This is a genomic window from Thermomonas fusca, from assembly GCF_005862345.1.
Lineage (GTDB): Bacteria > Pseudomonadota > Gammaproteobacteria > Xanthomonadales > Xanthomonadaceae > Thermomonas > Thermomonas fusca.
This window is the reverse complement of record NZ_SROY01000004.1, coordinates 197,846-222,309: the sequence shown is the minus strand read 5'-3', so window position 1 is coordinate 222,309 and position 24,464 is coordinate 197,846. Positions and strand designations below refer to the sequence as shown.

The following is a 24,464-nucleotide window of genomic DNA, read 5'->3' as shown; positions in this document are numbered from 1 at the left end:
ATCGACCGGTAGCGGAAGGCGGCGGCCTACAGCGCCGCCTTCCAGCCGGCGCTGCGCAATTTCCATTCGCCGTCGACATAGCGCCAGCCGGTTTCCACGCGATACGCCTGCCCGCGTTCCGGCAGCAAGCCGCCAGCGCCGCCGGTGGCCAGCAGGTTGAAGCGGGCCACCGCATCGGCGTCGCCACGCAATTCCACTGCAACCGGGCCCAGCTTCGCCCCGACATCGCGGTAACGCAGGAACAGCCCCGCCGCCAACCGTTTCGCGCCGCGCCGGTCCAGCCCCTCGTTGCCGATGAAATCCTCGGCCAGCAACGCCTCCACCGCAGCGGCATCGCGCGCATCGATGGCGGCTTGCAGCGCTTGCAGCTGCGCGCGCACCGCCTGCTCCGGTGCAGGTCTGGCGCAACCCGCCACCAGCAGCGCGAACGCCAGCAGGCACCACGTGCAGCGCCAACGCATCGATTGCCGGAAATCCACCGAATGCCGCACTGCAGCAGCCTTTGCCCGCGGGCATCGCCTTGTCAGGCATGGGAGGCTATGCTCAAATCGAACGCAAATCCATACGCCGCCGCATCCGATGGCGGATCACACTCGCAGGGGAGCAGTGCATGAGTTTCGACCGTCCTTGGCTGGCCCATTACCCGGCCGGCGTGCCTGCCGAAATCGACATGAACGAGTTCGCGTCGATCAACGACGTGTTCGAAACGGCGCTGCAGAAGTATCGCGACAACACCGCCTTCATCAACATGGGCAAGGCGATCACCTACGCCGAGCTGGACCGCCTGAGCCGCGACTTCGCCGGCTACCTGCTGGGCGAGCTGAAGCTGAAGAAGGGCGATCGGGTGGCGATCATGATGCCCAACTGCCTGCAGTATCCGATCGCCCTGTTCGGCGTGCTGCGCGCCGGTCTGACCGTGGTCAACACCAACCCGATGTACACCGCGCGCGAGCTCAAGCACCAGATGGCGGACTCCGGCGCCAGCGTGCTGGTGGTGCTGGACAACTTCGGCAAGGTGGCGCAGGAAGTGCTGGCCCAGGTGCCGGGCGTGCGCGCCATCACCACCGGCCTCGGCGACATGCTGGGCTTCCCCAAGGGCAGCATCGTCAACTTCGTGCTCAAGCACGTGAAGAAGATGGTGCCGGACTACGCCATCCCGGGTGCGGTGCGCTTCCGCGACGTCCTCACCCTCGGCCGCATGCACCAGCTGCCGCAGATCAGGAACGCACCGGAAGACCTGGCCTTCCTGCAGTACACCGGCGGCACCACCGGCGTCTCCAAGGGCGCCATGCTGACCCATCGCAACATGGTGGCCAACATGCAGCAGGCCGCGGCGTGGGTGGGCACCAACATCAAGCCGGGCGAGGAGAAGATCGTCACCGCGCTGCCGCTGTACCACATCTTCGCGCTGACCGCGAACAGCCTGGTGTTCATGAAGTTCGGCGCAGCCAACCTGCTGATCACCAACCCGCGCGACATGCCCGGCTTCGTCAAGGAGCTGAAAAGTTCCGGCTTCACCGCCATCACCGGCGTCAACACCCTGTTCAACGGCCTGCTGCACACGCCCGGTTTCGAACAGGTGGACTTCTCGCGCCTGCACCTGACCCTCGGCGGCGGCATGGCCGTGCAGCGCGCGGTGGCGGAAAAGTGGAAACAGGTCACCGGCGTGACCCTGGCCGAAGCCTACGGCCTCACCGAAACCGCGCCGGCGGTGTGCATCAACCCGCTGGACCTGCGCGAATACAACGGCTCCATCGGCCTGCCGGTGCCGTCCACCGACGTGTGCGTCAAGGGCGAGGACGGCAGCATCCTGCCGATGGGCGAAATCGGCGAGCTGTGCGTGAAGGGCCCGCAGGTGATGAAGGGCTACTGGCAGCGCCCCGAGGAAACCGCCAAGGTCATGGACGCCGAGGGCTGGCTGCACACCGGCGACATGGCGAAGATGGACGAACACGGTTACTTCTACATCGTCGACCGCAAGAAGGACATGATCCTGGTGTCCGGCTTCAACGTGTATCCGAACGAAGTGGAAGACGTGATCGCGATGATGCCGGGCGTGCTGGAAGTCGCCGCGATCGGCGTGCCGGACGAACACTCCGGCGAGACGGTGAAGGTGTTCATCGTCAAGAAGGACCCCGCGCTCACCGCCGAGCAGGTGAAGGCGTTCTGCCACGAGAACCTGACCGGCTACAAGCGCCCGAAGCTGGTCGAGTTCCGCAACGAACTGCCCAAGAGCAACGTCGGCAAGATCCTGCGCAAGGAACTGCGCGGGCCGGTCAAGGCGGGCTGACGGGTCAGGATCACGGGGATCGCGGCGCCCGCCGCGATCCGCTCCCTGTGCAGAGCCACCCGCACGGGGTGGCGTCCACGGGCAGCCGGGACCGAGCCGTCTGATCGGCCCGAAAAGACATCCATAGACCATCCGGAGTTGGGGCGCATTTGCGCCCCTTATCCTCATAAAGTCTATTTATAGGCAGAATTCTGCCCTTATTGGACATTTTTGTTTTTGGCGTTATCCTGCCCTCAACGATGGCGCCGGCCGCCTTAGAGGCAGGAATCCGCCCCATGGCTACCCCAACATTCCAGACCCCCGAAGAGATCCAAACGGATCTTGGCGAGCGGCTGCGCCAGCTCCGGCTCGGCCAGCGGTTGACCCAGGCCGGCTTGGCCAGCCGGGCCGGCGTCTCGCCGCGTGCCGTGCGCGCTCTGGAGAGCGGCGAAGGTTCGTCCCTGATCACCCTGATCCGCGTGCTCAAGGCCCTCGGTGCGCTGGCCAGCCTGGACGCGCTGGCGCCACAACCCACGATCAGCCCGATGGCCCTGCTCGCCGGCAACCGCGCGCCCAAGCGCGGCACCCGCCACTGACCGCGCATGAAGCACGTCGACGTCATCGAGGTGCGGATCTGGGGCAAGCGGGTCGGTGCCGTGGCGCAGGACCCGCGCCTGGGCGCGTATGTGTTCGAGTACGCCGACAGCTGGCGCCGCACCGGCATCGCGCTTTCGCCTTTCATGCTGCCGCTGGATCGGGCCGATGGCCGTTTTTCCTTTCCCGCGCTGGACCCCGACGCCTTCCATCGCCTGCCCGGCCTGCTCGCCGACGCATTGCCCGACGATTTCGGCAACCAGCTGATCAACGGCTGGATGGCCAGCCACGGCGTCCGGCCGGAAGAAGTGACCGCGCTGGACCGGCTGGCCTACATGGGCCGGCGCGGGATGGGCGCGCTGGAGTTCCGCCCCACCCGCGGCGGCAACACCGAAACCGCAGCACCGATCGAGATGAAAACGCTGGTGGAGGTGGCACGCAAAGCCGTCCACGGCGGTCTGGCCGGGGACCCGGAGGCGCAGGCGGCGCTGGCCAGCATCATCCGCGTGGGAACCTCCGCCGGCGGTGCGCGGGCCAAGGCGGTGGTGGCGTGGAACCCCGCCACCCATGAACTGCGCAGCGGCCAGTTCGACGCGGCGCCGGGCTTCGAGCACTGGCTGCTGAAGTTCGACGGAATGGGCGCGGACCAGGAGCTGGGCCAGAGCCAGTGCTACGGCCGGCGCGAATACGCCTACCACCTGATGGCCACCGCCGCCGGCATCGCCATGAGCGAATGCCGGCTGCTGGAGGAAAACGGCCGCGCGCACTTCATGACCCGCCGGTTCGACCGCGACGGCAACCGCAAGATCCACATGCAGACGCTGGCCGCGCTGCAGCACATGAGCCACAAGCAGCGGCGCACCCACGCCTATGAGTCCCTGTTCATCACCGCCCACGGACTGGGCCTGCCCGGGCGCGACATGGAGCAACTGTTCCTGCGCATGGCGTTCAACGTCGCCGGCAAGAACCATGACGACCACACCAAGAACTTCGCCTTCCTGCTGCGCGAAGGCGGCGCGTGGGAATTGGCGCCCGCCTACGACGTGACCCACGCCTACAACCCCGCCGGCGAATGGACGCAGCACCACCTGATGAGCGTGGCCGGCAAGTTCGACGACATCACCGCCGACGACCTGCACGAGGTCGCCGCGCGCTTCGGCATCAGAAACCCGTCCGCGCTGATGGATCAGGTGGATGCGGCCATCGCGCGCTGGCCGGAGTTCGCGCAGGCGGCCGGGCTGCCCGCCGCGGATCGCGACGATGTGGGCAGGCTGCTGATCCGTTTGCGGTAGAACCCGTCAGTCCAGCCCCACGCTGCCGATGTTGTCGGCAACGGCTGTTTCGATTCGCTGCACGCGCTCCGCATCGCCCCCCTGGTTCACGATGCCGGCAGCCACCGCGGGCAGCAATGCCAGCATCCGGCTGGACATCCAGCGTACCCGCTCAAGCACGAAGGCCTTGCGATACCCCGCGTCCCCTGCGAACGCCGCCCAGTCGTCCGGTCCGATGCCGTCGATGCGCGCTGCACGGCCGATGCGCATGGCCGGCGCACGCTCCACCAACGAAGTGGGCAGATAGACCGTCGGCACCAGGTCGTACAGGGGCGCCAGCCGACGCCGACCGTCGCGGCCGCACAGCAGCGCCAGGTTCTTGGCGTGCGCGTCGGCATTGCCAAGCAGCGCATTGAACACCACCCAGTCCAGCAGGCCCTGCACCGCCGCGGGCCCAAGCGCCAACCTTCGGACCAAAGCGGAACACGCCGCCAATCCCGGCCCGCCATTGCCCTCGTACTTCAATCGCTCCGGGTAGCCGAGCGCCTGGCAGAAGTCCTCCTGATGCAGCCGTTGCACTTCACCGCCGGGCGTGCGCACACGGTCATACCGCTCAATCAACAGCGCCGGCCGGCCCAGTACATCCACCAGACAGCCGTTCGCCGCGTCCAGGCCCACCTTGCGCGCCAGCGCCAGTCCCAGCGCCTCGGCATCGCGCAGCCCGCGGAAGCGGCGGCTGTCCGGCTTGAGGATATGGGTGCTGGGCTCATTCGCGCGCGGTAGGCGCAGGCGACCATCGGCTTCGGCCACGACCGCCAGCTTGTCCTGGGCGCCAGCCAGCGATAATCGCAGCGGTGCACCAGCCAGCGCCCAGCTTCCTTCGCCGGCGTCATCGCCCTGCAGGTACAGCAGGGTTTCCAGATCCGTTTCGCCTGCGCCAGACGGCTCTTCCATGTACTCCGGAGCCGTCAATCCGGGAACCCGCAGACTGACGGCACCCGCACACTCGCCACCGATCGCCGCCAGCAAGCCGAAATCGTCATCAAGCGCCAGCCGCAGGCGCCCGGCGATGGCTTGCCGCACCGCCCCCTCCGGCAGCAGGTTGCAGAACCAGTTGCGCACCACGGCGCCGGCCCAAGGCGCGGCGCGCACCGGCATGCTCACCGACAGCGCGGGCGCCCCGGATTCGAGATAGGCAGGGCTGTAGGCAAACGCCCAATCCTCCGGGCTGCGCAGCGGCCCTGAAACCGCCAGGGTGCCAACCGGTTGCCCGAACAGTTCGACCTCCAGCCGGTCGGTCATGTCGCCTCCCCGGCCAACAGCAGGCGCAAGCCCAGCACCGCCAACACGTCCAACACCTTGCCGAATTCCACGCCCGGTTTGCCGCGCTCCAGATCGCCGATGAAGCGCGGCCCGGTACCGGCCAGACCGGCCAACCCGGACTGGGTCAACCCATTGGCCTTGCGGGCCTGACGCACCGCCCGGCCCAGCGCCACGGTATCGGAAAGCGGGAGAGGCGAGCCCGTACGGGATGGAAGCACGTTCATATCGGCGCAAATGAAAAAATATTCCCGAACGGGAACTTGCGCTTGAGAAAAGCTGCTGTCAAGCGTAATTATTACCGTTCGGGATTATTTGTGCCGATAGGATGGGATCGGCTCGAGCTGGAATTCGGTGCCTTTGCTCGGCCAAGCAACCTCAAACCCCGTAATACCCCCGATACCAGCGCACGAAGTTCGCTACGCCCTCCTCCACCGGCACCACCGGGCGGTAGCCGACGTTGGCGATCAGGTCGGAGACATCGGCTTCGGTGTCGGGCACGTCGCCGGGCTGCAGGGGGAGCATTTCCATCACCGCCTTGCGGCCCAGGCAGTCCTCCAGCACCTCGATGTAGCGCAGCAGCTCCACCGGCTGTTCGTTGCCGATGTTGTAGAGGCGGTACGGCGCCACCCCGCTGGTGGCCGGGTCCGGGCGTTCGCCGGACCAGTCCGGATCCTTGCCCGGCACCCGGTCCAGCGTGCGCACCACGCCTTCCACGATGTCATCGACATAGGTGAAGCTGCGCTTGTGGTGGCCATGGTTGAACACCCGGATCGGCTTGCCGTCCAGGATGGCCTTGGTGAACAGGAACAGCGCCATGTCCGGGCGGCCCCACGGGCCATACACGGTGAAGAAGCGCAGCCCCGTGCACGCGATGCCGTACAGATGCGCGTAGCTGTGCGCCATCTGCTCGTTGGCCTTCTTGGTGGCCGCGTACAGGGTCAGCGGGTGTTCGGCCGGCGAGTGCTCGGAGAACGGCATCGCCCGATTCGCCCCGTACACCGAACTGGTGGAGGCATACACCAGGTGCTCCACCCCAAAGTGGCGGCAGCCCTCGAGGATGTGCAGGAAGCCAGTGACGTTGCTGGCCACGTACACATGCGGGTTCTCCGCCGCGTAGCGAACCCCCGCCTGCGCGGCCAGGTTCACCACCCGCTGCGGCTTGTGGGTGGCGAACACCGCCTCAACCGCCGCGCGGTCGGCCAGGTCCGCCTGCACGTGGACGTAATTCGGGTGATCCATGAACCGCGCCAGCCGCGCCTGCTTGAGGCTGACGTCGTAGTAATCGTTGAGGCTGTCGAACCCCACCACTGTATCGCCCCGCGCCAGCAACACCTGCGCCACGTGCGACCCGATGAACCCGGCGGTGCCGGTGACCAGAACCTTCATGCGATGACCCAATCCTTCCAGTGGAACCCATGATTCTAGTCCCGAGGGGCAATCGAAGACCTGCTTCCGCCTTGCACGTCCAGATGGACCGGTTTTGCATCGGCGGCGCCAAGGGGAACCGTCCCTGACACCCGTTTGCCGAAATCACGCGTCAATCACGCGTCCAGCTGCGTGTTCGCGTCCATGCTGGCATGCAGTATTCGAACAATCAGGATCCCGTATCCGGCCAGCTGCTGGTAATAGATCACGTGCCCGCCATGCGGGAATTTCCTGTAGCCCGCACGCACTTCGTCACATGCCCGCCCCATCGCGGGATTTCCTGCGAGCGAACCGAACAGTTGGTCCATCTCGTGCAGATAGCGATTGCGCTGTAGTTGCCCCCACTGTGCCTGTGTCTGCCTTGCGATCGCTTTCAGGTCATCCTGCGCCGCGCGGGTCAGATCGAACGCCGTCATCGGGGGCCGGTGTCCAACTCGGAAATCAACGCCTGCAAGTTGTACCCCGCAGGACCGCTGCGCTCACCTTCTTCCAGCGCACGCCGCAGCGCATCACGCCGGCCCTCGGCGGTTTCCAGCAGGCGCAAACCGGCGCGCACGACATCACTGGCTGACCCGTAGCGGCCACTGTCGACCTGGCTGCCGATGAAGTGCTCGAAGTGTTCTCCCAGACTGACGCTGGTGTTCTTGGCCATTGGCATCTCCGAAGTGGTACCAAATATTGGTACACGTGCTTGCCCGCGTCAACCCCAAGCGGGGAGGCTGGGTCGGGTTCTAATCCGAAATCACTGGATCATTACACCGGCACATGACGGGTGCGGGAACTGACCGGATGTTGATATCGGAATCCCGCGTGCCCAGACCTGAGCAGCATTGACCGGCAGGCAGGAACGCCACCGATCAACCTCACGCCCGTGGCGGTAGCCGACGTTGGAGAGCCCGTGCGACCCGATGAAACCGGCTTTGCCGGTCACCAGGACCTTCACTTCATCCTCTCGATTAATTGTCCGGCCACTTGACCGGCTGGCGTTCACCCAGTTGCTGCGTTTTTGCTCCCACGTAGATCCCCCAGGGAGCCGTGTCCTTGGCCACTGTGACGCCAGCACCAACAACGCTACCGGGCTCAACGGTTACACCGGGCAATAGGGTCGCGTTTGCGCCAATGAACGCATCCTTCCGAATCAGCACCTTTCCTCGGAATACATTCCGTTGGTCTGCACTAACCATGGGGCCGGAGCAACGCGCACCATCCTTCAGCACCTCCGTAGAGGTGATGATGTTCGAGTTGGTTGCGATGCAGGCGTAATCCTCGATCTCGAAATCGCCGCCGCCGCTCACAAATACACGTGGTGCGATGTGCACCCGACGGCCCACCCTCGCAGTTCGGCTCATGATGATCACGTTCTTGTCGATGTAGCTGAACTCCTTCAGCTCGACCTGTCGTGGGTAGGCAAAAAACACACCTTGATCGATGAAGACATTCGGCTCCATCAGCCCAAGCTTGCTGCGGTAATACAGCGCACGCACGTACATCCCCAAAAAATGCGGCAACCCACGCATCGACGTAATCGTTGCGTACACAATCCCGCCATAGATCGGTATCGGCAACGCCAGCAGGAAGCCGACCAAATGCTCAAACAAGGCCAAAGGTAAAGCCAGTGCCCTGTACCGCAGGGCCTTTTCAGCCATCACCATGGCCCGCGATGCCCGCCCTCGCTCCTTGATGGCAGATTCGTTGATGTGCTGGAACATCCGGTGGTTGAACACGAGTTCCATCAGCTCACCCCCTCAAACCTTATTTGCCAACGTCGCCGGCGGCGACGGCAGGCCCGGGAACAGCCGCCACACCAGTTCCGACTTCGGAAAGACCACCACCCAGGCAGTGGCGAAGATCGCAGCAAGGTAGGTCCACAGCCCCTGGCGGGCCACGTACCACTCTTCCAATTTGCCCTTGTACGGCATGATCACTTCATCGTAGAAGCGCTCCGGCTCCTTGCTGGCGTGCATCAACTCCTCCTCGTCGCGGAAGACGATGGAGCCGATGCCGGACAGGCCAGGGCGCACCTTGATGATCTCCGCCTGCGAGCTTGCCGGGAACGCATCGAAACAACGCCGGGTCTGCGGGCGTGGGCCAATGACGCTCATGTCGCCCTTGAAGATGTTCAGCAGCTGCGGCAATTCGTTGATCTTGGTCTTGCGCAGGAAACGACCGAACGGCAGCACTCGCGGGTCGCCCTTCACCGTCACCGTGCCTGTGCCGATGTTGGGGCTGTTCTTCAGCATGGTGGCGAACTTGTACAGGCCGAACGGCTGGCCGCCACGCCCGATGCGTTGCTGGATGAAGAACACCTCGCCCTCCCCGGTAAGCCGCAGGATCAGCATGACCGGCAGGAGCAGCGGCGAAAGCACCAGCAGGGCCAGTCCGGAGAACAAGATATCGAGGAGGCGCTGCATGGCTTACATCCTGCCGTCTAGGTACTTGCCGGTGTCCTTGTGCTGGAACTCCGGGATCATGTGGTTGAACAGTTCCACCAATTCGGGCTTGTCCCAAGTGGGTTGCGCACGGATTCGATCGATGGTGGACAGGAAGTAAGCGAGCTTTCCTTCGTCGTAAACCGGCGCGTTCTTGATCACGCCGATGGCCTCGAAGCGCTGCATGTCCAGCACCTCCGTGCCGGTGTAGAACTCTTCGAAATCCTTCTCGCCGGTGGTATCGCTGGCGAAGAAGTACACCGGCCACTGCTTGCGGGCGATCAGCTCGCTAGCGCGATCGCGCGCTTCGTCTTCGCTGGCGCACTCGAACGGCTCGAACCCCAGCGCCTGCAGATAGCGCACCGCGATGTCGGAGAACCGGGTCAGGTCCAGCTGCTCGCTCAGCTTGGGGAAGAAGATGTCACGGTTCTCGCCCAGCAGGCAGGAGCTGAGGCACAACTCGCCGGATTCCTGCGGAGTCACGAAGTAGCGGCGCACATCGTTGGGTGCGGAAATCGGTTGGCGTTTGGCGAAACGCTGGTTGAAGCCGTGCAGCAGCGACCCATCCGAGAACGCCACATTGGCGAAGCGGGCCGTGGAAATGGGCAGCGACTCGCTGGCGCGCATCAGGAACATCTCCATGATCCGCTTGCTGGCGCCCATCATGTTGACCGGATTGGCTGCCTTGTCGGTGGATACGCAGAAATACTTGCGCGCCCCGCCGGCCTGCGCCTGGGCAATGGTCGAGATCGTGTTGAGCACGTTGACCTCGATCATCCGCATCAGCGTGAACGGATCCTTCTCGCTGCGCACGTGCTTGAGCGCCGACAGGTTCAGCACGTAGTCGTAGCCGGATTCCGCGGCCAGCAGCGCTGCAAACTCGCGCGAACCGCAGTCAAGGGCAAAGGTACGGAAGTCGCCATCGATGTAGCCCAGCGTGCTGCGGATGTCCCGCACCAACTCGACCATGTTGTTTTCGCTGATGTCGACCGCGTGCAGGGCACGCGGCTTGCGCTTGAAGATCTCGCGCGTCACCCCCTGGCCGATGGAGCCCGCGCCGCCGATGACGAGGAAGCGGCTGGCCTGGACCAAGCGCGAGAGTTCGGCCTCGTGGGCCTGAATGTCGGTGTCGAACAACGGGCGATCGCGCCCGATCAAGCTCAGTATGTCCATGGCATCCCTGTCGTCTTCAATCTGTTTCGTGGACGGCAAAGCGTTGCAATCGGGCCTGTTCACGCTTCGCTTCGGCCAGCAACGCATCCCACCCATCCGGCGGATGGCCGCTGCCCAGCATGCGCCGGAACACGCGATAGGCATCATCGTCGCTTTCGTAGGCCCGCAGGCTGTGCGCGTCGTTGGCCCAGGCGTACACGATGACCTTGCTCGCTGCGTGGTAGCGGAAGAAAAGGCGGTACTGCTGGAAGAATTTCGCGCTGAACCAGTGCCTGTTCTCTTCCCCCAGCGTGTTGCCCTGCCGGTATTCCCGGCGGGTGGGATCCTGCGGGATCAACTCAAACGCCAGCCTGACAATCGCCGCCAAGCGTTTGCTGGCGTTTTTTCCGGCATAGCCCGCCGGGTCCTTCTGCTGAAGGCGGCCCACCTCCGCCGCCAGCTTGTCCAGCTGATCCAAAAACAAGGGGTGTGCAAACACCGTCCAGCCATGGATCACCAGCGATGCGGGGGCCGTCATTCATCGTCCGCCGGAAGCGGCGCATCCAGATCCACGTCGATGCCTGCCACCAGCGACTGCAGGTGCTGCACCAGCGCTGCACCCGGGGTGGCCAGCCGTTTCGGATGGGCGCTGATGTCACGCGCCAGCAGGTCCAGAAACGGCGACAGTGCTGGATCCTCGGCGTGCCCCGGCGCTGCCCGCGTCAGCACCACCTCGCCACCCGCGCGGATGGCGTAGTGGATCCGGTCGCGCTTGCCCAGCCCCAGCGCCCGGCGCACGGTTTCGGGCACCGTTGTCTGGTAGCGGTCGGTCAAGGTGGATTCGACTTCAAGTTGGTTGGTCATGGGCATCTCCCGGCAACGCACGCATGGTAATGCAAACGCATTACCATGGCAATGTGCTGTCTTAGCGCATCGCCCCATCCGGAACGCTGGAAGGCAGGTTCACCACCCGTGCCTCCAGCCACTGCGAGTTCTCCAGCCCGTCGTGCTGGCAATGCTTGAACATGTCCAGGCGTGACATCAGCCGCCAGATCGGGCGGGTCATCACGCCCTGGCTATTGGTGTATTCCAGCAGCGCATCGCGCTGGGTTTCGTCTTCCAGCACGATGGCATTGAGCCACCAGTTGGCGCTGGCGCCCTCAATGGGCTGAACGAAGCGGACGCCGGTGCCTTCGAAGAAAGCGGCATAGCGCCGGGCCACTTCGGCCTTGATCGCCAGCATTTCCTCCAGCCGCTCCATCTGCGCACAGCCCAGCGCCGCATTGAGGTTGGGCAGCCGGTAGTTGTAGCCCACCTCGTCGTGCACGAACTCGTACGGATGCGGGATCTTGGCCGTGGTGGTGATGTGCCTGGCCCGCTTCGCCAACGCCTCATCATCCGTAACGATCATGCCGCCGCCGCCGGTGGTGATGACCTTGTTGCCATTGAAGCTGAGCGTGGCCAGCTTGCCGAAGGTGCCGGTATGGCGGCCGTCCACGTAGCTGCCCAGCGACTCCGCCGCATCCTCCACCACCGGAATGCCGAATTCGTCGCAGATGGCCACGACCTCCGCGATGCGCAGCGGGAACCCAAAGGTATGCATGGGCACGCAAGCAGCGATGCGCCGGCCCGTGGCCCGATTGAACGTCTGCCCGTCGCGCACCTCTGCATTGGCCGACAGCCAGCGGCGCAGCGCCTCCGGGCTCATGCCCAGCGTGTCGCGATCCACGTCGATGAAGACCGGCTCAGCACCGGCATAGCTCAGCGCATTGCAGGTAGCGATGAACGTCAGCGCCTGGCTGAGCACCTCGTCGCCACGCTGCACGCCGGCCAGCTGCAGTGCCACATGCAGCGCCGCCGTGCCGTTGACCGTCGCTACTGCGTACTTCGAACCGGTGAAAGCCGCGATGCGTTCTTCGAACTCTGTCACCTTCGCGCCGACCGAGGACACGAAGTTGGAGTCAATGCAGTCAACCAGATACTGGCGCTCGTTGCCTTCGAAGACCGGGCGATGGAGGGGGATGAAATCCTCGCCATAGATCGATCTCACCTGCCCGACCAGCGTCGGGAAGAAATCGTCACGCGCCATGGACGGTTCCTTCCTGAGCCGGCGTGATGCCCATCTCGCGCAGCATCACGGCATTGACCTTGTGCACGTCGTACTTCTCCTCGGCGATTTCGCGAGAACGCTTACCCATGCGCAACGCAAGTGTTGGATCATGGATGAACTTCATCATGGCTTCCACCAGCGCATCTACGGACTTCACCGGCACCAAAAAGCCATTGTCGCCATCGATGACGGTTTCGCGGCAGCCGGGTGCGTCGGTGGTGATGACAGGGCGGCCCATGGCCATGGCTTCAAGCACCGTGCGCGGTGTGCCCTCGCGATAGGACGGCAACACATAAACCGAGGCGGCCGCAATGGCGGGCCGGACGTCACCCAGCCTGCCGAGAAATTCGATGGTGCCCTCGGAAATCCAAGCATCCAGCTCTTCCTGACCGATAGCGTCAGGGTTGGTGTCGATCCAGCCGGCCAGCAGAAAGCGGGCGTCGGACACATGGTGTCTCAGCCGGCGCGCCGCTTCTGCATACTCGCGAACACCTTTGTCGCCCAGCAGGCGACCAATCAACAGAAATACCGGACGAGCGGTGTCGATTTCATGGAAGCAGTACTGATTGATATCCACGCCGGAACCGTTGACCACGACGGAGGGCACGTGATCTGGCAACACTCCCATCTCCCGAAAGAGTCTTTCGTCATCGGGATTCTGAAAAAATACCTTGTGTGTCCTGGAAAGCGCGGCGCGATACAGCGCAACAATCAGTCGCCGCAACCAGCCCCCCCTATTACTTGTGAACACGTAGCCCAGTCCGGTAATCAGGGCATATCGGCGCGGAACGCTGGCCAGCCAACCCGCAAGTGTCGAATAGATCACTGGTTTGATGGTGTATGGCATCAGCACAGTCGGGCGGTGCCGCCGGATGGCCTTCACCAATGCGAACAGCAAACGCACATCCTCCCAAGGGTTGGTGCTTGTCCGCTTAAGTGGGATGGCTTCCAGCACCACCTGACGATTATTCAATACCGAGTGAAGTTCAGGAGCCGCGCCCGGTTCGGGTACCAATACAACAACCTCGCAGCCCGCGGCCTGCAATGCTTCGATAAGCGCACCCCTGAACGTCAGAATCGACTCGGGATAGCTTGCTACCAACATCACCCTCATCAGCGGCCCCGGAAAGCTGTACGCGCGGACCGCATGCTCGGCTTTGTACGGCCGAGGAGAGACAGCGCCAAATACAACAGAATGGGAACGAACATCCATTTCTGACGGGCGGCAATGCCCAAGTTCGCCGTGGTAACGGCCAGGATCAGCCACGAACCGCCTGCGTACATCCATAGCATCCAGTTGGTGTGGGCATCCTTGACGCGACGCCGGCTGACAACCGCGCGAAGCATGGCCAGCGTCAGCACGATCAGCGCCACGTTCTCGATGGATGCGGCGAGGGCGGTCGCACTATGCGCCTCAAATGGAAGGGGTCGATACAGATATGTGAGCAGCTGCATAGGAGGGCTCATTGTCGAAATGTCGATGCCTCCGCCACCGTCCTGGTTGTAGCCTTGTCGCCGTTCCACATAGTCGGCGATATCAGCGGCCCCCTCCGCTTCACCCAGCCCAGAATATTCCAAGGCAAACGGGACGATCGCTATTGCCGAAACTATCCCGACCGTCGCAAGGAAAACACGTAAAGTAAGTTTGATGCCCCGGGAAAAAACGATACCGCCCACAATTGCGGCCACCATCACTGCAGCCATGTGGGGTCTGACGAGGAGCATTGCGACAACCGCCAACCCCATCCACCCTGCACGACCCCGCACCTGCAGTCCGCTCCAAAGGAAGAGGCAAGCACTGAAGAAGGAGATTGCGTCCTTACCGATTGCGCCACTCCAGAAGCTTACGGATGGCAACAGCAATGCTCCCCAACCAACAAAACGGATGACGCGGGGCTTGCCTTCAACCGCACTGCGCACGACGGCCGCAAATGCCAGCAACCCAAGCGCGCCAATACTGTTGTAGACCAGAAATCCACCAAGGTAAGAAAGCCCTAGGTACTTCGTGAAGATCGCGGTAAAAAAATAAACGAAGCCCGTCCCAGGCATCATCCCGCCAGTATGCGACAACGATTGATCGTAATAGATCGTGGCATCAGCGACGGTATTCAGCGAATACCACAGATAGACCATCGAGAATGTCGTATGCCATAGGTATAAGAATAATGCCGACCTCTGGGGGAGCCTCAGCGTCTTCGCAAACAACAAGGCTGCCAGACCGCCGAACAGAAATACCATGGCAGCGCTTAGAACATGCCACGCTGTTGAAGCGATAATCACAACGCGCTTCCCCCCTCGTTAGCCAACCACGCTTGAAACATCAGCACATCCCAAAGTTGATGCTGCCAGTTCCGCTGGCCGGATAGATGTTCTTTCCACCGACGACGAATAGGTGCGGGGTCCAAATAGCCTTGCTGACGAAGCATCGATTCATCCAACAGGGCTTCCGCCCACTCGCGTAGCGGCCCGCGTAGCCACGCGTCGATCGGTACGCCGAACCCCATCTTGGGGCGCTCGATCAGAGCCTGGGGAACATGGCGGTGCAGCACCTGCCGGAGAATCCATTTCCCTTTACCGTCTCGAAGCTTCAATGCCTGCGGCAACCGCCACGCAAATTCCACGACCCGGTGGTCCAGGAACGGCACCCGAGTCTCCAGAGAGACCGCCATTGCCGCCCGATCAACCTTGGTGAGGATATCGCCAGGAAGATAGGTCATCGCATCCAGGGCCATCATGCGTTGCAACGGATCCAAGCCCCGCAACGCAGGGCGCTTTCCGTGCAGTAGCGTGGGATGAATATCGCCACCCAATACCATCCCATCAGGCCAGTGGGAAATAAGACGCAGATATATTTCATCCACTGACGCGCTATCCAGTACGCCCGCAGCCTTGTGAACCTTGTCTCCCAGATTGGCCATCTGCAAGGTCTTGGGGAGCATTCCGCGAACCGGGCGTGCCATCCTATTCCACGTGTTCACCGTCGGCCATCGCAACATTCCGGCCGCCACACCGCGTACGGGGCGTGGAAACCTTGAAACGCCCCTCCACAAATTGCGTGTCAACACGTATCGGTTATAACCCCCGAAAAGCTCATCACCAGCATCCCCGGAAAGCGCAACGGTGACATGTCCCTTTGCCAATGCGGACACCAGATAGGTAGGAATCTGCGAGGAGTCGGCAAACGGTTCGCTGTAGATTTCCGGGAGACGTGGAATCACCTCAAGCGCCTGGCTCGGCGTAATGTAAAGTTCTGAGTGTTCGGTCCCAAGATGTGCCGCCACGGCCTTTGCATGCACGGCTTCATTGTATCCCGCCTCGTCGAACCCGATTGAAAACGTACGGACCGGACGACTGGACTGCGCCTGCATCAGCGCAACGACCGTAGACGAGTCAATCCCCCCAGAAAGAAAGGCCCCAAGCGGAACGTCCGCCATCATCTGCTGTCCCACAGCGTCCCGCAGGAGCGTCTCCAGCGCATCGACCGCTTCGCCCTCAGCGCCCTGGAATGAGTCCGCCACACCCTCAACCGCAACGGACTCCATCGACCAGTAGGGCTCAAGTACGGGTTCCCGCTTGCGAACGGAAACACTGAGCAGGTGGCCAGGCAATAGCTTCTGAATGCCTTGGTGGATGGAATACGGCGAGGGTACGTAATTATGCCGCATATAGAGCGCCAAAGCACCACGATCAATCGGTGCAGAAAATGCCGGATGGCGTTTCAACGCTACCAGCTCCGAGCCGAATAGAAAGCAAGCGGCTTCCCCCGCCCCCTGCCAACCGTAGTAAAGCGGCTTCTCTCCTAACCGATCCCTCCCCAGAGTCAGCACACGCTCCTGCCGGTCCCATACCGCGAACGCAAACATCCCGATGCAGCGCTCCACAGTCGCACGCACACCCCAGGCCTCAAACCCGGCCAGCAGGGTTTCCGTATCCGAATGCCCGTGCCAGACCGGTGCGGCTTTCGCCATCTCCAGCTGTTCCCTGAGACGCAGATGGTTGTAGATTTCGCCGTTGAAGACGATGACCCAGCGACCGCTGACAGATGCCATCGGTTGATGTCCGGAGGCCGAAAGATCCACGATGGCCAGCCGGCGGTGCCCCAGCACAATCCCCGCTTCAGCATCCCCCCAGAGCCCCTCGTCATCCGGACCGCGGTGCGCCAAAGCCTCCGTCATCGCGCGGGCTGCGCTGTGTAATGTTCGGAAATCTCCGGGACTCAACCCACCAGAAAATCCGCACATCAGGCGTTCTTCCTTGACAGGACGCCTTGCCAGACCCTCATGAATCCATCCACCATGCGGTCCACCGTGTAATTTTCTGCGACGCGGGCCGCCGCCGCCTGGCCAAGCCCCCGCCGCTCCTCCTTGGGCAGATCCGCCATGCGCAGCATGGCCGCCGCCAGCGCAGCGGGGTTGTTAGGGGGGACCACAATCCCGGTGTCGGCGACGATCAAGGCGGCATCACCCACGTCAGTAACGATTGCAGGCAGCCCACTTGCCATGGCTTCGGCCACGACATTTGGAAAGCCTTCGCTCGCCGACGACAGGACGAATGCATCCGCCATGTGCCACAGCTGCGGCAGATCATCGCGGGGACCAACGGCGCGAACCGCTAGGCGAGCTTCAGCTGTAAAGGGAAGCGCCTGAAGGTAGGGCGATCCGTCTTCCAACCCTGTCCCGCAAAGCAACAATTTCAGCCGAGGATCCTGTCGGTACGCTTTACTGAAAGCAAGCGCGAGATTCGCGTGGTCCTTCTGAGGATGAGCGCGCGCTGCGTGCGCCAAAACCAAGTCTGACTCGGCAAGCCCAAACGCGGAGCGAGAGGTGGGGGCCAACTCCGGAGACTGCCAGCGGGACAAGTCATAACCATTCGGAACAACAGTCATCGATACGCGATAACCGTATTGACGATGTGCTTGCACAGCCCTTTCGCTGCATGAGATGGCATGGGCAGGAACGATTTTCGACAACCATCCGCAAATTTTTGCAACAAATTTTGTCGAACGCTTGATGCCACGACTTAGATTTGCCTGACGAATACCCCAGCAGACCGGCACACCCGCTATGCGGGCCGCAATTCCGCCCAATAGATCAGAATGGTACATCCAAGTTTGTACTACATCCGGCCTATCTTTAATAAGCATTCGCCAAAGGCGCAAAAGCGCCCAAGGAGCGGATAGCGGTGATCGAATTTCAAGCGCAACAACCTCAACTCCCGCTCTTTGAAGAAATTCCCCGTGTACACCGTGATCCGTCAAACTGACGACCACCATACGCACGGCCGCCGGAGATTCGACGCAAAGACGGAACAGCGCACCTTCCGCCCCACCTCGACCTAACCCGGTTATTACATTGACCACTTTCAATGCAAAACCCTCTAGAAGCGAAAAACGGTCTCTCATTTCGACTTAATAAAGGCTACGCGTGAATGCCCTTTACGCCCCGAAAACGAGATAAGTACACCTCGACTCTTATCCTCAACAAATCCATTAGAGAAACTCTACAATCAATGAAAGAGGACGCAAGAATGAATTTCTTAAGATCTGCCGCGACCTTCTCCCCTTGATAGGGGGCAGCCGCCGATACGCACGATGACGCCAACAACACTCGCTCATCGCCACTCAAAGAAAGAAATTCTCTAATTACGCCATCCAGCGGCTCGATCACACCTTGCGGACTTACATCCCCAAACATAGGAGAAAGTAAATGATCGTATTTAGAGAACCATCCATAAGTAACAGGACCTCTCTCATCCTGAATTGCGATCAGCGAGGGAATTCCCAGCATCGCGGCATGAACGACCGCGAACCCCATGCCAAAAAAAATTTGCGCCCCCGAAACAACTGTAGAAAATAATTCCCTTGGGACCACCTCCTTTATTTCGACAAATTCGGGGTGCCTACTCCTACCAGCCTCCTCCTCAAGCTGGTGCCTGCACGGACCTTCTCCGTAAACGATGTAGCGCAATCGACCTGGAATTTCATCATTAATTCTGTCAACCAAGCGAATCATCTGAATTACGGACGAGACTTTGAAATCCACGAAACGCCCTACTGTAACAACCTCCATACACCCCAAAGATCCGAGTGGGTTATAGGGCTTGTTAGGAACAGGGCCAACTGAAGGAGCCACAAGCACAACCGAACCTGGACCAAAATTAATCAAATCGCGGGACGAATCCAAGGCGGCACTCGAGTTAAATATCATATTCTCTGGCGGAACCCCCTCCATCACTCGACGAAAAACTCGGCTTCGCGCCCTAGAGTAGGCGGAATCCAGCATTACGGCCCACTGCTTGGGATGATAAATCCCCATTACATGCTTGATTTTCATACCAAGAAAACTCAGAACACCAGCTGAGACCAGAAAATCACTGCTTGAAAGGGAAAATATCGCCTTAACCTTCCGCTCATTCGCTACCAAAAAAAGAAGAAGGCTGAGCGAGTTTTTGATGACCTTAAATTCCGAATCCAAGCTAGGCAAAGACCTCGCGATCTCCCCAACACCGTTAAGCTCCGTGGATCGGCAAAACACTATAATCATTGCCCACCGCCCCCACCCTCACCCCGCAGGCAGAATTGTGAAATTTTACGAAAAATAACAAACCTACCCATTGAGACGGGTAACAGTTGAACAAACGCACGAAGAGCCCGAGGCCTCCTCAATCCGATCATTCCTATGACTAAAACAGCAAACCCAAAAGCACGAGCCGCCAAATCAACAGCAACACCAAAGGAATGAGAATTTAAAACTATATCAACGCAAATACCCGCAATACTCGAATATAAAAGCAAATCAAAAAATTCTTCAAATTGCCTTATTGGACCATACTGCAAATATCGGTAAGTATAATATGAGTTCACGATAAAACTGAATAGCGAAAAAAATATTGAAGCGAAAGCTATTCCCTTTAATCCCCAAGCCGAACCAACCAGCACGGACCCCACTCCAAAAATTTTCTTCGCTACTTCAAGGCGAAAAAAAAGATCCGATCGACCCAGGGCGAGTAGCGCATTTAAATTAATTACATGCAGCGGCAACAGTATCGAGCCCGCGCATAGTATTTGGAGAAGCGGCGCAGACGCAGCCCACTGTTCACCATATAGAAAACCAACTAAGGGTTTGGCAACGACTATCAACCCAACCATCAACGGGACGTTAATCATCATCGCCCCCTGTACCGCCAGCCGCACGCCGCGAAACAGCCGCTCACGGTCTCCTTGCGTTACGGAGAGGACGGGAAGGGCAACCTTAGACATCATGGACCCTAGTGGACCAACTACGATCTGCTTAGTCCAATCGGCCCGCCCATACTGCGCGAGATCACTTACGCCGAAATACTTCCCGATAACAACGGTGTACAACTTCGAGTAAATTGTATCCAAAAGCGAGGCGGCAAACAGATATCCGCCAAAACCAAATAGGTTCTTGACAGAACCAATTGAAAAAACAAACGCAGGTCGCCAAGAATGACTTATCCAAAGAAGCGCCGTAATTATAATTGATGATAGTAGAACTTGCGCCACAAGCGCCCACACACCAAAGCCAATCAAAGCCATTATGATCGACGCCACTGCCGAAATGACGGAGGCGGAACCACTAATCATCATTTGCAGCCTAAAATTCAGCTCGCGCGAAAGAAGGGTTGAATGAATCGCGCCGAGAGAAGAAATAAATATATTTGCCGAAAAAGCATAGGCCAGCGGAATAAGTACGGGGTATCCATAAAAATCGGCGACCCAAGGCGCAGCAAAAATTAGCCCCGCCGCGGCGAAAGCACCCATTGCTGCATTAAACCAAAATACGGTCGACTCATCCTCAATGGAATTAATCTTTGATTGAATCAACGAGTAAGAGAATCCCCCTTCAACGAATACCGCAGCAATTCCCGTAAAGAGATAAAGCAATGCGACCACCCCAAACTCCGTAGGAGAGATGATTCTCGCAAGTACAACCCCAGCAACAAACTGAACGCCCTGGCGCGCGATAGCATCGCCAAGGCTCCACATCGCAGCACTGGCCGCACGCAACCTCACTCTTATCGCTTCCTTACAGCTGGTACGCCGGCCACCATCACTCCGGGGTCGACGGACTTGGCCACGCATGCTCCCGCCGCAATCACCGCGCCATGCCCAATCACCAGTGGCGCACATGCGGTACCATTGATGATATTGGCACCGGTACCAATGAAAACGTCCCTGCCGATTTGCACATTGCCTGAGACATGTACGCCTGGCGACAAGGTGGCGTAATCGCCGATAACAACATCGTGACCGATCGTGCAATCCAGGTTGATATGAACATGCTCACCCAGAACTATATTCACGGTGAGGATACAACCAGCACACACCACGCAGCCGTCGCCGAGCGACACATGTCGGGACATCTCTACGCGAGGATGCACCAATTGTGCAGGCTCAAGCCCAGCGCTTAAACATCCCGCCACTGCTCTACGTCGCAACTGGGGGTCTCCAACAGCAACAACGAAACGATCCCCATCGCATTTAGCAACATCGTCGAGCAATTGGACAGGTACGCCATTTACCGGAGACGTGACATATTCCGGATTATCCACTAGAAACACCACCTCAACCGCCGCACCCCAACTCTGGCCCACAAGCCATGCGATCTCACGTCCAAATCCTCCTGCACCGAATACGAACAGTCGGCGGAACGACGGCTCTATTTCGAAGAATGGGTTGCAATTCATTTTTTACCTCTCAGGTCGTGTATCGGATCACTTCCGCTATCAATTCGGGCGCATATTCCGGCAAAGTGGTGCCCGTCGGCAGAACGATCAATCGATCTGCCACCATCTCCGTACACTTCAGCATCACGCCCGCATTCGGAAACAGGTCGCGATACGGCTTCATCCGATGGCAGCCCGGCCAGAAATACTTCCTAGCCAGAACGTTTTCTGCATGCAATGTGGTGAGAATGGCGTCCCTGCACTCGGACCCGCCTGCGACCTCCATCACCACGTACTGATAGTTGTTGCACTGGCTGTCATCGAACCCCAGAAGGCGAACGCCGCTGATGCCCGCAAGCGCTCTTCCATAAGCCTCATGATTTTGACGGTTCGCGCCAATCACATTGTCGATGTAATCCAGATTGGTCAGCCCCATGGCGGCACAGACTTCCACCATCTTTCCGTTGGTCCCGGGATGGATGACGTTGTCAAACCCTGCAAACCCAAAGTTGCGCATCAAGCGTGCCGTCTGTGCAAGCTCATCGTCGTTGGTGACGACCGCGCCTCCCTCAAAAGTGTTGAAGAACTTGGTGGCATGGAAGCTCAACACCTCGGCGCGACCGAAGCTGCCGATCATCTTGCCCCCATGAGAGCAACCAAAGGCATGCGCAGCATCGAACAACAGCTGCAAGCCGTGCTCGTCTGCGATTGCCTGTAGCGCGTACACGGGCGCAGGGCGCCCCCACAGGTGCACGCCGATGATTCCGGTGGTGCGCGAGGTAATCATCCGTTGAACCGCCGCGGGATCCAAGTTATGGGTCGCAGGATCGATATCGGCAAAGACCGGAGTAATGCCCTGCCAGTGAAGGGCATGGGCAGTGGCAACGAAGGTGTATGAGGGAATGATGACCTCCCCCGTCATGCCAAGCGCGCGAATCGCTATTTCTAGGGCAATAGTGCCGTTGCACATGGCGATGCAGTGCTTGACGCCCAGGTAATCGGCAACTCGTTTTTCGAACTCCACCACCAACGGTCCGTTGTTGCTCAGCCATCGGCGGTCGAACATCTCGCCGACCAAACGCAGGAATTGAGCTCGATCGCCGATGTTCGGACGGCCCACATGCAACGGCTCAGCAAATGCAGGTTCTGCACCGTTGATCGCCAGATCGGCTGGGGAATGAATTGTCTTCATCTGGAGTTACATCCTTGTCATGCGGACAGCGCGTGTCATGGAGCCGGCTGGTGGTCGCTGGAGTGACGATTACAACCGCCCATCCACCGCATCCCGCGGCAGCACGTATTTCACATCGAACACTACGTTGCCATCTGGCTTTCCATAGGCACGCACGCCCTCTCCGCCCAACTCGCAGAACTGCCGGTGCCCTACCGCCACGATCACCGCGTCGTAGGCGCCCTGCTCCGGCGTGTTGATCGGGCTGATGCCATATTCATGCTGCGCCTCGGCGGCATCCACCCACGGGTCATGCACGTCCACGCGGGCGTTGTAGCCCTGCAGGGCGTGCACGATGTCCACCACGCGGGTATTGCGCAGATCCGGGCAGTTTTCCTTGAACGCCAGGCCCAGGATCAGCACGCGGGCATCCACCGGGTTGATGCCCTTGCGCACCATCAGCTTGATCACCTGGTCGGCGACGAAGGCGCCCATGCCGTCGTTGGTGCGGCGGCCGGCCAGGATGACCTGCGGGTGGTGGCCCACTTCCTGCGCCTTGTGGGTCAGGTAATAGGGGTCCACGCTGATGCAGTGGCCGCCGACCAGGCCGGGGCGGAACGGCAGGAAGTTCCACTTGGTGCCGGCGGCTTCCAGCACGTCCAGGGTGTCGATGCCCAGCTTGTTGAACAGGATGGCCAGGTCGTTGACCAGGGCGATATTGAGGTCGCGCTGGGTGTTCTCGATGACCTTGGCGGCCTCGGCCACCTTGATGGTGGGCGCCTTGTGGGTGCCGGCAGTGATGATGCTGGCGTACAGGGCGTCCACGAAGTCCGCGGCATGCGGGGTGGAGCCGGACGTGACCTTCTTGATGGTGGTGACGCGATGGGCCTTGTCGCCGGGGTTGATGCGCTCGGGCGAATAGCCGATTGCGAAGGTGTTTTCGCCCCCGTCTGCTGTTGCTTCGTAACGCAACCCGGACACGCGCTCGAGGATGGGGACGCAGATTTCCTCGGTGCAGCCGGGGTAGACGGTGGATTCGTAGACGACGGTATCGCCGGCCTTGAGCACCTTGCCGATGGCTTCGGACGCCTTGACCAGCGGGGTCAGGTCCGGGCGTTTGGCCGCGTCGATCGGGGTGGGCACCGTGACGATATAGACGTTGCAGCCGGCAATGGCGTCCAGCTGGTCGGTGAAGCGCAGGCCGGTGGCCTGGGCCAGCAGTTCCGGCTCGACTTCCAGCGTGCTGTCCCTGCCCTGCTGCAGCTCGGAGATGCGTGCGGCATTGATATCGAAACCGCTGGTGGCGTACCGCTTGCCGAACTCCACCGCCAGCGGCAGGCCCACGTAGCCGAGGCCGATGATGGCGATCTTGGTGTCTTTCAGGGTCTGAGGCATGTGGGCTACAGGTCAGTGGATGCGGGGTGCCCGGGCACGGGCAGGACGCGGCCAAGGCGAACGGTTCACGGAAACCGCGCACAGGATGGCGGGAGGCGCGTTCGCGCGATCTTCACCGCGCGCTTCGGGTCGGCTGGAACTGGGCCAGGGGAGCGGCGCCGTGGCGTTTGGCGATGCCATCGCGGCCTCATGCACGGATGGCCCGAACCGCATCGGCATGCATGCGCACCAGCAGGTGGATGCGCCCTCAGTCATGTCCGACTTCGCCCTTCAGGGTTTCGATTTCGGCGGCCAGCCGGTCGTATTCGCGCATCTTGCGGGCCAGGAAGGCGCGGGTGAGCTGGGCCTTGGCCTCGATGCCGCTGGGGGTGAGCAGGTAGGCATAGCCCAGCTTGTGCGGGTTGCGGCTGAAATTGCCGGCTTTGACCCAGCCCTTGTCGATCAGGGCACGCAGGGCGTAATTGATCTTGCCCAGCGAAACGCCGGTATCGCGGGCCAGTTCGCGCTGGCTGGCCTGCGGGGAATCCGCCAGGCGCCGCAGCAGGGCCACGTCCAGTTCGTCGGTGTTGTGGGGCATCGACGGCATGCGTTCATCCAATGAACAGATGACCGACGGTACTGCGCATTGGGGGCGGAG

At 60.8% G+C, this 24,464-nt stretch carries 25 protein-coding genes; 3 read left to right on the top strand and 22 right to left on the bottom strand.

Features of this window, described 5'->3' with window-relative positions:
- Positions 1-26: 26 nt before the first annotated feature.
- Entirely contained in the window at positions 27-461 is a 435-nt protein-coding gene (locus E5S66_RS10585) for a DUF4440 domain-containing protein (protein ID WP_138349174.1), read from the bottom strand.
- Positions 462-610: 149 nt separating this feature from the next.
- Between E5S66_RS10585 and E5S66_RS10580 the strand changes: the two genes are divergently transcribed.
- The 3 genes from E5S66_RS10580 to E5S66_RS10570 all read left to right on the top strand — a co-directional run bounded on the left by E5S66_RS10580 (position 611) and on the right by E5S66_RS10570 (position 4,155).
- Positions 611-2,290 carry an AMP-binding protein gene (locus E5S66_RS10580; RefSeq protein ID WP_138349173.1) on the top strand — a complete coding sequence of 560 codons (1,680 nt, stop codon included), beginning with the start codon at positions 611-613 and terminating at the stop codon, positions 2,288-2,290.
- Between the two features lie 275 nt (positions 2,291-2,565).
- The gene (locus tag E5S66_RS10575; protein ID WP_138349172.1) at positions 2,566-2,865 is read left to right on the top strand and encodes a helix-turn-helix transcriptional regulator; all 300 of its coding nucleotides are present in this window, start codon (positions 2,566-2,568) and stop codon (positions 2,863-2,865) included.
- A gap of 6 nt (positions 2,866-2,871) precedes the next feature.
- Positions 2,872-4,155 (top strand): type II toxin-antitoxin system HipA family toxin, encoded by a 1,284-nt coding sequence (locus E5S66_RS10570; protein ID WP_138349171.1) that lies wholly within the window; start codon positions 2,872-2,874, stop codon positions 4,153-4,155.
- Positions 4,156-4,161: 6 nt separating this feature from the next.
- Here E5S66_RS10570 and E5S66_RS10565 read toward each other — a convergent pair whose 3' ends face one another.
- From E5S66_RS10565 to E5S66_RS10465, 21 genes are all read right to left on the bottom strand, one after another.
- Complete coding sequence (locus tag E5S66_RS10565; protein WP_138349170.1) at positions 4,162-5,436, bottom strand: type II toxin-antitoxin system HipA family toxin; 1,275 nt, start codon at positions 5,434-5,436, stop codon at positions 4,162-4,164.
- Entirely contained in the window at positions 5,433-5,675 is a 243-nt protein-coding gene (locus E5S66_RS10560) for a type II toxin-antitoxin system Y4mF family antitoxin (RefSeq protein WP_212745347.1), read from the bottom strand. Before E5S66_RS10560 ends, E5S66_RS10565 begins: the two co-directional genes overlap by 4 nt.
- 157 nt (positions 5,676-5,832) lie before the next feature.
- Entirely contained in the window at positions 5,833-6,843 is a 1,011-nt protein-coding gene (locus E5S66_RS10555) for an NAD-dependent epimerase (protein WP_138349168.1), read from the bottom strand.
- 155 nt (positions 6,844-6,998) lie between these two features.
- Positions 6,999-7,298 (bottom strand): type II toxin-antitoxin system RelE/ParE family toxin, encoded by a 300-nt coding sequence (locus E5S66_RS10550; protein ID WP_138349167.1) that lies wholly within the window; start codon positions 7,296-7,298, stop codon positions 6,999-7,001.
- A complete protein-coding gene (locus E5S66_RS10545; protein WP_138349166.1) occupies positions 7,295-7,534 on the bottom strand; it encodes a type II toxin-antitoxin system ParD family antitoxin in 240 nt (79 codons plus the stop codon). The genes E5S66_RS10550 and E5S66_RS10545 overlap by 4 nt, the downstream gene beginning before the upstream one ends.
- Positions 7,535-7,838: 304 nt before the next feature.
- A complete protein-coding gene (locus E5S66_RS10540) occupies positions 7,839-8,615 on the bottom strand; it encodes an acyltransferase (protein ID WP_138349165.1) in 777 nt (258 codons plus the stop codon).
- Between the two features lie 12 nt (positions 8,616-8,627).
- The gene (locus E5S66_RS10535) at positions 8,628-9,293 is read right to left on the bottom strand and encodes a sugar transferase (protein WP_138349164.1); all 666 of its coding nucleotides are present in this window, start codon (positions 9,291-9,293) and stop codon (positions 8,628-8,630) included.
- A gap of 3 nt (positions 9,294-9,296) precedes the next feature.
- Positions 9,297-10,448, bottom strand: coding sequence for a UDP-N-acetylglucosamine 4,6-dehydratase (locus E5S66_RS10530; RefSeq protein ID WP_246037211.1), 1,152 nt, complete (start codon positions 10,446-10,448; stop codon positions 9,297-9,299).
- A 52-nt stretch (positions 10,449-10,500) separates the two neighbouring features.
- Complete coding sequence (locus E5S66_RS10525) at positions 10,501-11,001, bottom strand: type II toxin-antitoxin system YhaV family toxin (RefSeq protein ID WP_138349162.1); 501 nt, start codon at positions 10,999-11,001, stop codon at positions 10,501-10,503.
- The gene (locus E5S66_RS10520) at positions 10,998-11,327 is read right to left on the bottom strand and encodes a type II toxin-antitoxin system PrlF family antitoxin (RefSeq protein ID WP_138349161.1); all 330 of its coding nucleotides are present in this window, start codon (positions 11,325-11,327) and stop codon (positions 10,998-11,000) included. Before E5S66_RS10520 ends, E5S66_RS10525 begins: the two co-directional genes overlap by 4 nt.
- 61 nt (positions 11,328-11,388) lie before the next feature.
- Positions 11,389-12,552: a LegC family aminotransferase gene (locus tag E5S66_RS10515; RefSeq protein ID WP_138349160.1), complete on the bottom strand. Its 1,164-nt coding sequence runs from the start codon at positions 12,550-12,552 to the stop codon at positions 11,389-11,391.
- The gene (locus tag E5S66_RS10510; protein ID WP_138349159.1) at positions 12,542-13,687 is read right to left on the bottom strand and encodes a glycosyltransferase family 4 protein; all 1,146 of its coding nucleotides are present in this window, start codon (positions 13,685-13,687) and stop codon (positions 12,542-12,544) included. Before E5S66_RS10510 ends, E5S66_RS10515 begins: the two co-directional genes overlap by 11 nt.
- Positions 13,687-14,811 carry a hypothetical protein gene (locus E5S66_RS10505; RefSeq protein ID WP_138349158.1) on the bottom strand — a complete coding sequence of 375 codons (1,125 nt, stop codon included), beginning with the start codon at positions 14,809-14,811 and terminating at the stop codon, positions 13,687-13,689. Before E5S66_RS10505 ends, E5S66_RS10510 begins: the two co-directional genes overlap by 1 nt.
- 38 nt (positions 14,812-14,849) lie before the next feature.
- A complete protein-coding gene (asnB, locus tag E5S66_RS10500; RefSeq protein WP_138349157.1) occupies positions 14,850-16,814 on the bottom strand; it encodes an asparagine synthase (glutamine-hydrolyzing) in 1,965 nt (654 codons plus the stop codon).
- A complete protein-coding gene (locus E5S66_RS10495; protein WP_138349156.1) occupies positions 16,814-17,974 on the bottom strand; it encodes a glycosyltransferase in 1,161 nt (386 codons plus the stop codon). The genes asnB and E5S66_RS10495 overlap by 1 nt, the downstream gene beginning before the upstream one ends.
- A gap of 16 nt (positions 17,975-17,990) precedes the next feature.
- The gene (locus E5S66_RS10490) at positions 17,991-19,046 is read right to left on the bottom strand and encodes a hypothetical protein (RefSeq protein WP_138349155.1); all 1,056 of its coding nucleotides are present in this window, start codon (positions 19,044-19,046) and stop codon (positions 17,991-17,993) included.
- Between the two features lie 65 nt (positions 19,047-19,111).
- Positions 19,112-20,608 carry a lipopolysaccharide biosynthesis protein gene (locus E5S66_RS10485; RefSeq protein ID WP_171033532.1) on the bottom strand — a complete coding sequence of 499 codons (1,497 nt, stop codon included), beginning with the start codon at positions 20,606-20,608 and terminating at the stop codon, positions 19,112-19,114.
- A 2-nt stretch (positions 20,609-20,610) separates the two neighbouring features.
- Positions 20,611-21,282 carry an acetyltransferase gene (locus tag E5S66_RS10480; RefSeq protein ID WP_138349153.1) on the bottom strand — a complete coding sequence of 224 codons (672 nt, stop codon included), beginning with the start codon at positions 21,280-21,282 and terminating at the stop codon, positions 20,611-20,613.
- A 10-nt stretch (positions 21,283-21,292) separates the two neighbouring features.
- A complete protein-coding gene (locus tag E5S66_RS10475; protein WP_138349152.1) occupies positions 21,293-22,453 on the bottom strand; it encodes a DegT/DnrJ/EryC1/StrS family aminotransferase in 1,161 nt (386 codons plus the stop codon).
- Between the two features lie 69 nt (positions 22,454-22,522).
- Entirely contained in the window at positions 22,523-23,827 is a 1,305-nt protein-coding gene (tviB, locus tag E5S66_RS10470) for a Vi polysaccharide biosynthesis UDP-N-acetylglucosamine C-6 dehydrogenase TviB (RefSeq protein WP_138349151.1), read from the bottom strand.
- 247 nt (positions 23,828-24,074) lie between these two features.
- A complete protein-coding gene (locus tag E5S66_RS10465; protein ID WP_212745346.1) occupies positions 24,075-24,413 on the bottom strand; it encodes a MarR family EPS-associated transcriptional regulator in 339 nt (112 codons plus the stop codon).
- Between the last annotated feature and the right edge of the window lie 51 nt (positions 24,414-24,464).

Coding starts and splice junctions, on each gene's coding strand:
- E5S66_RS10585 (WP_138349174.1), bottom strand. CDS start 461: ATGCGTTGGCGCTGCACGTGGTGCCTGCTGGCGTTCGCGCTGCTGGTG.
- E5S66_RS10580 (WP_138349173.1), top strand. CDS start 611: ATGAGTTTCGACCGTCCTTGGCTGGCCCATTACCCGGCCGGCGTGCCT.
- E5S66_RS10575 (WP_138349172.1), top strand. CDS start 2,566: ATGGCTACCCCAACATTCCAGACCCCCGAAGAGATCCAAACGGATCTT.
- E5S66_RS10570 (WP_138349171.1), top strand. CDS start 2,872: ATGAAGCACGTCGACGTCATCGAGGTGCGGATCTGGGGCAAGCGGGTC.
- E5S66_RS10565 (WP_138349170.1), bottom strand. CDS start 5,436: ATGACCGACCGGCTGGAGGTCGAACTGTTCGGGCAACCGGTTGGCACC.
- E5S66_RS10555 (WP_138349168.1), bottom strand. CDS start 6,843: ATGAAGGTTCTGGTCACCGGCACCGCCGGGTTCATCGGGTCGCACGTG.
- E5S66_RS10550 (WP_138349167.1), bottom strand. CDS start 7,298: ATGACGGCGTTCGATCTGACCCGCGCGGCGCAGGATGACCTGAAAGCG.
- E5S66_RS10545 (WP_138349166.1), bottom strand. CDS start 7,534: ATGGCCAAGAACACCAGCGTCAGTCTGGGAGAACACTTCGAGCACTTC.
- E5S66_RS10540 (WP_138349165.1), bottom strand. CDS start 8,615: ATGGAACTCGTGTTCAACCACCGGATGTTCCAGCACATCAACGAATCT.
- E5S66_RS10535 (WP_138349164.1), bottom strand. CDS start 9,293: ATGCAGCGCCTCCTCGATATCTTGTTCTCCGGACTGGCCCTGCTGGTG.
- E5S66_RS10525 (WP_138349162.1), bottom strand. CDS start 11,001: ATGACGGCCCCCGCATCGCTGGTGATCCATGGCTGGACGGTGTTTGCA.
- E5S66_RS10520 (WP_138349161.1), bottom strand. CDS start 11,327: ATGACCAACCAACTTGAAGTCGAATCCACCTTGACCGACCGCTACCAG.
- E5S66_RS10515 (WP_138349160.1), bottom strand. CDS start 12,552: ATGGCGCGTGACGATTTCTTCCCGACGCTGGTCGGGCAGGTGAGATCG.
- E5S66_RS10510 (WP_138349159.1), bottom strand. CDS start 13,687: ATGAGGGTGATGTTGGTAGCAAGCTATCCCGAGTCGATTCTGACGTTC.
- E5S66_RS10505 (WP_138349158.1), bottom strand. CDS start 14,811: ATGGTATTTCTGTTCGGCGGTCTGGCAGCCTTGTTGTTTGCGAAGACG.
- asnB (WP_138349157.1), bottom strand. CDS start 16,814: ATGTGCGGATTTTCTGGTGGGTTGAGTCCCGGAGATTTCCGAACATTA.
- E5S66_RS10495 (WP_138349156.1), bottom strand. CDS start 17,974: ATGAGAGACCGTTTTTCGCTTCTAGAGGGTTTTGCATTGAAAGTGGTC.
- E5S66_RS10480 (WP_138349153.1), bottom strand. CDS start 21,282: ATGAATTGCAACCCATTCTTCGAAATAGAGCCGTCGTTCCGCCGACTG.
- E5S66_RS10475 (WP_138349152.1), bottom strand. CDS start 22,453: ATGAAGACAATTCATTCCCCAGCCGATCTGGCGATCAACGGTGCAGAA.
- tviB (WP_138349151.1), bottom strand. CDS start 23,827: ATGCCTCAGACCCTGAAAGACACCAAGATCGCCATCATCGGCCTCGGC.
- E5S66_RS10465 (WP_212745346.1), bottom strand. CDS start 24,413: ATGCCGTCGATGCCCCACAACACCGACGAACTGGACGTGGCCCTGCTG.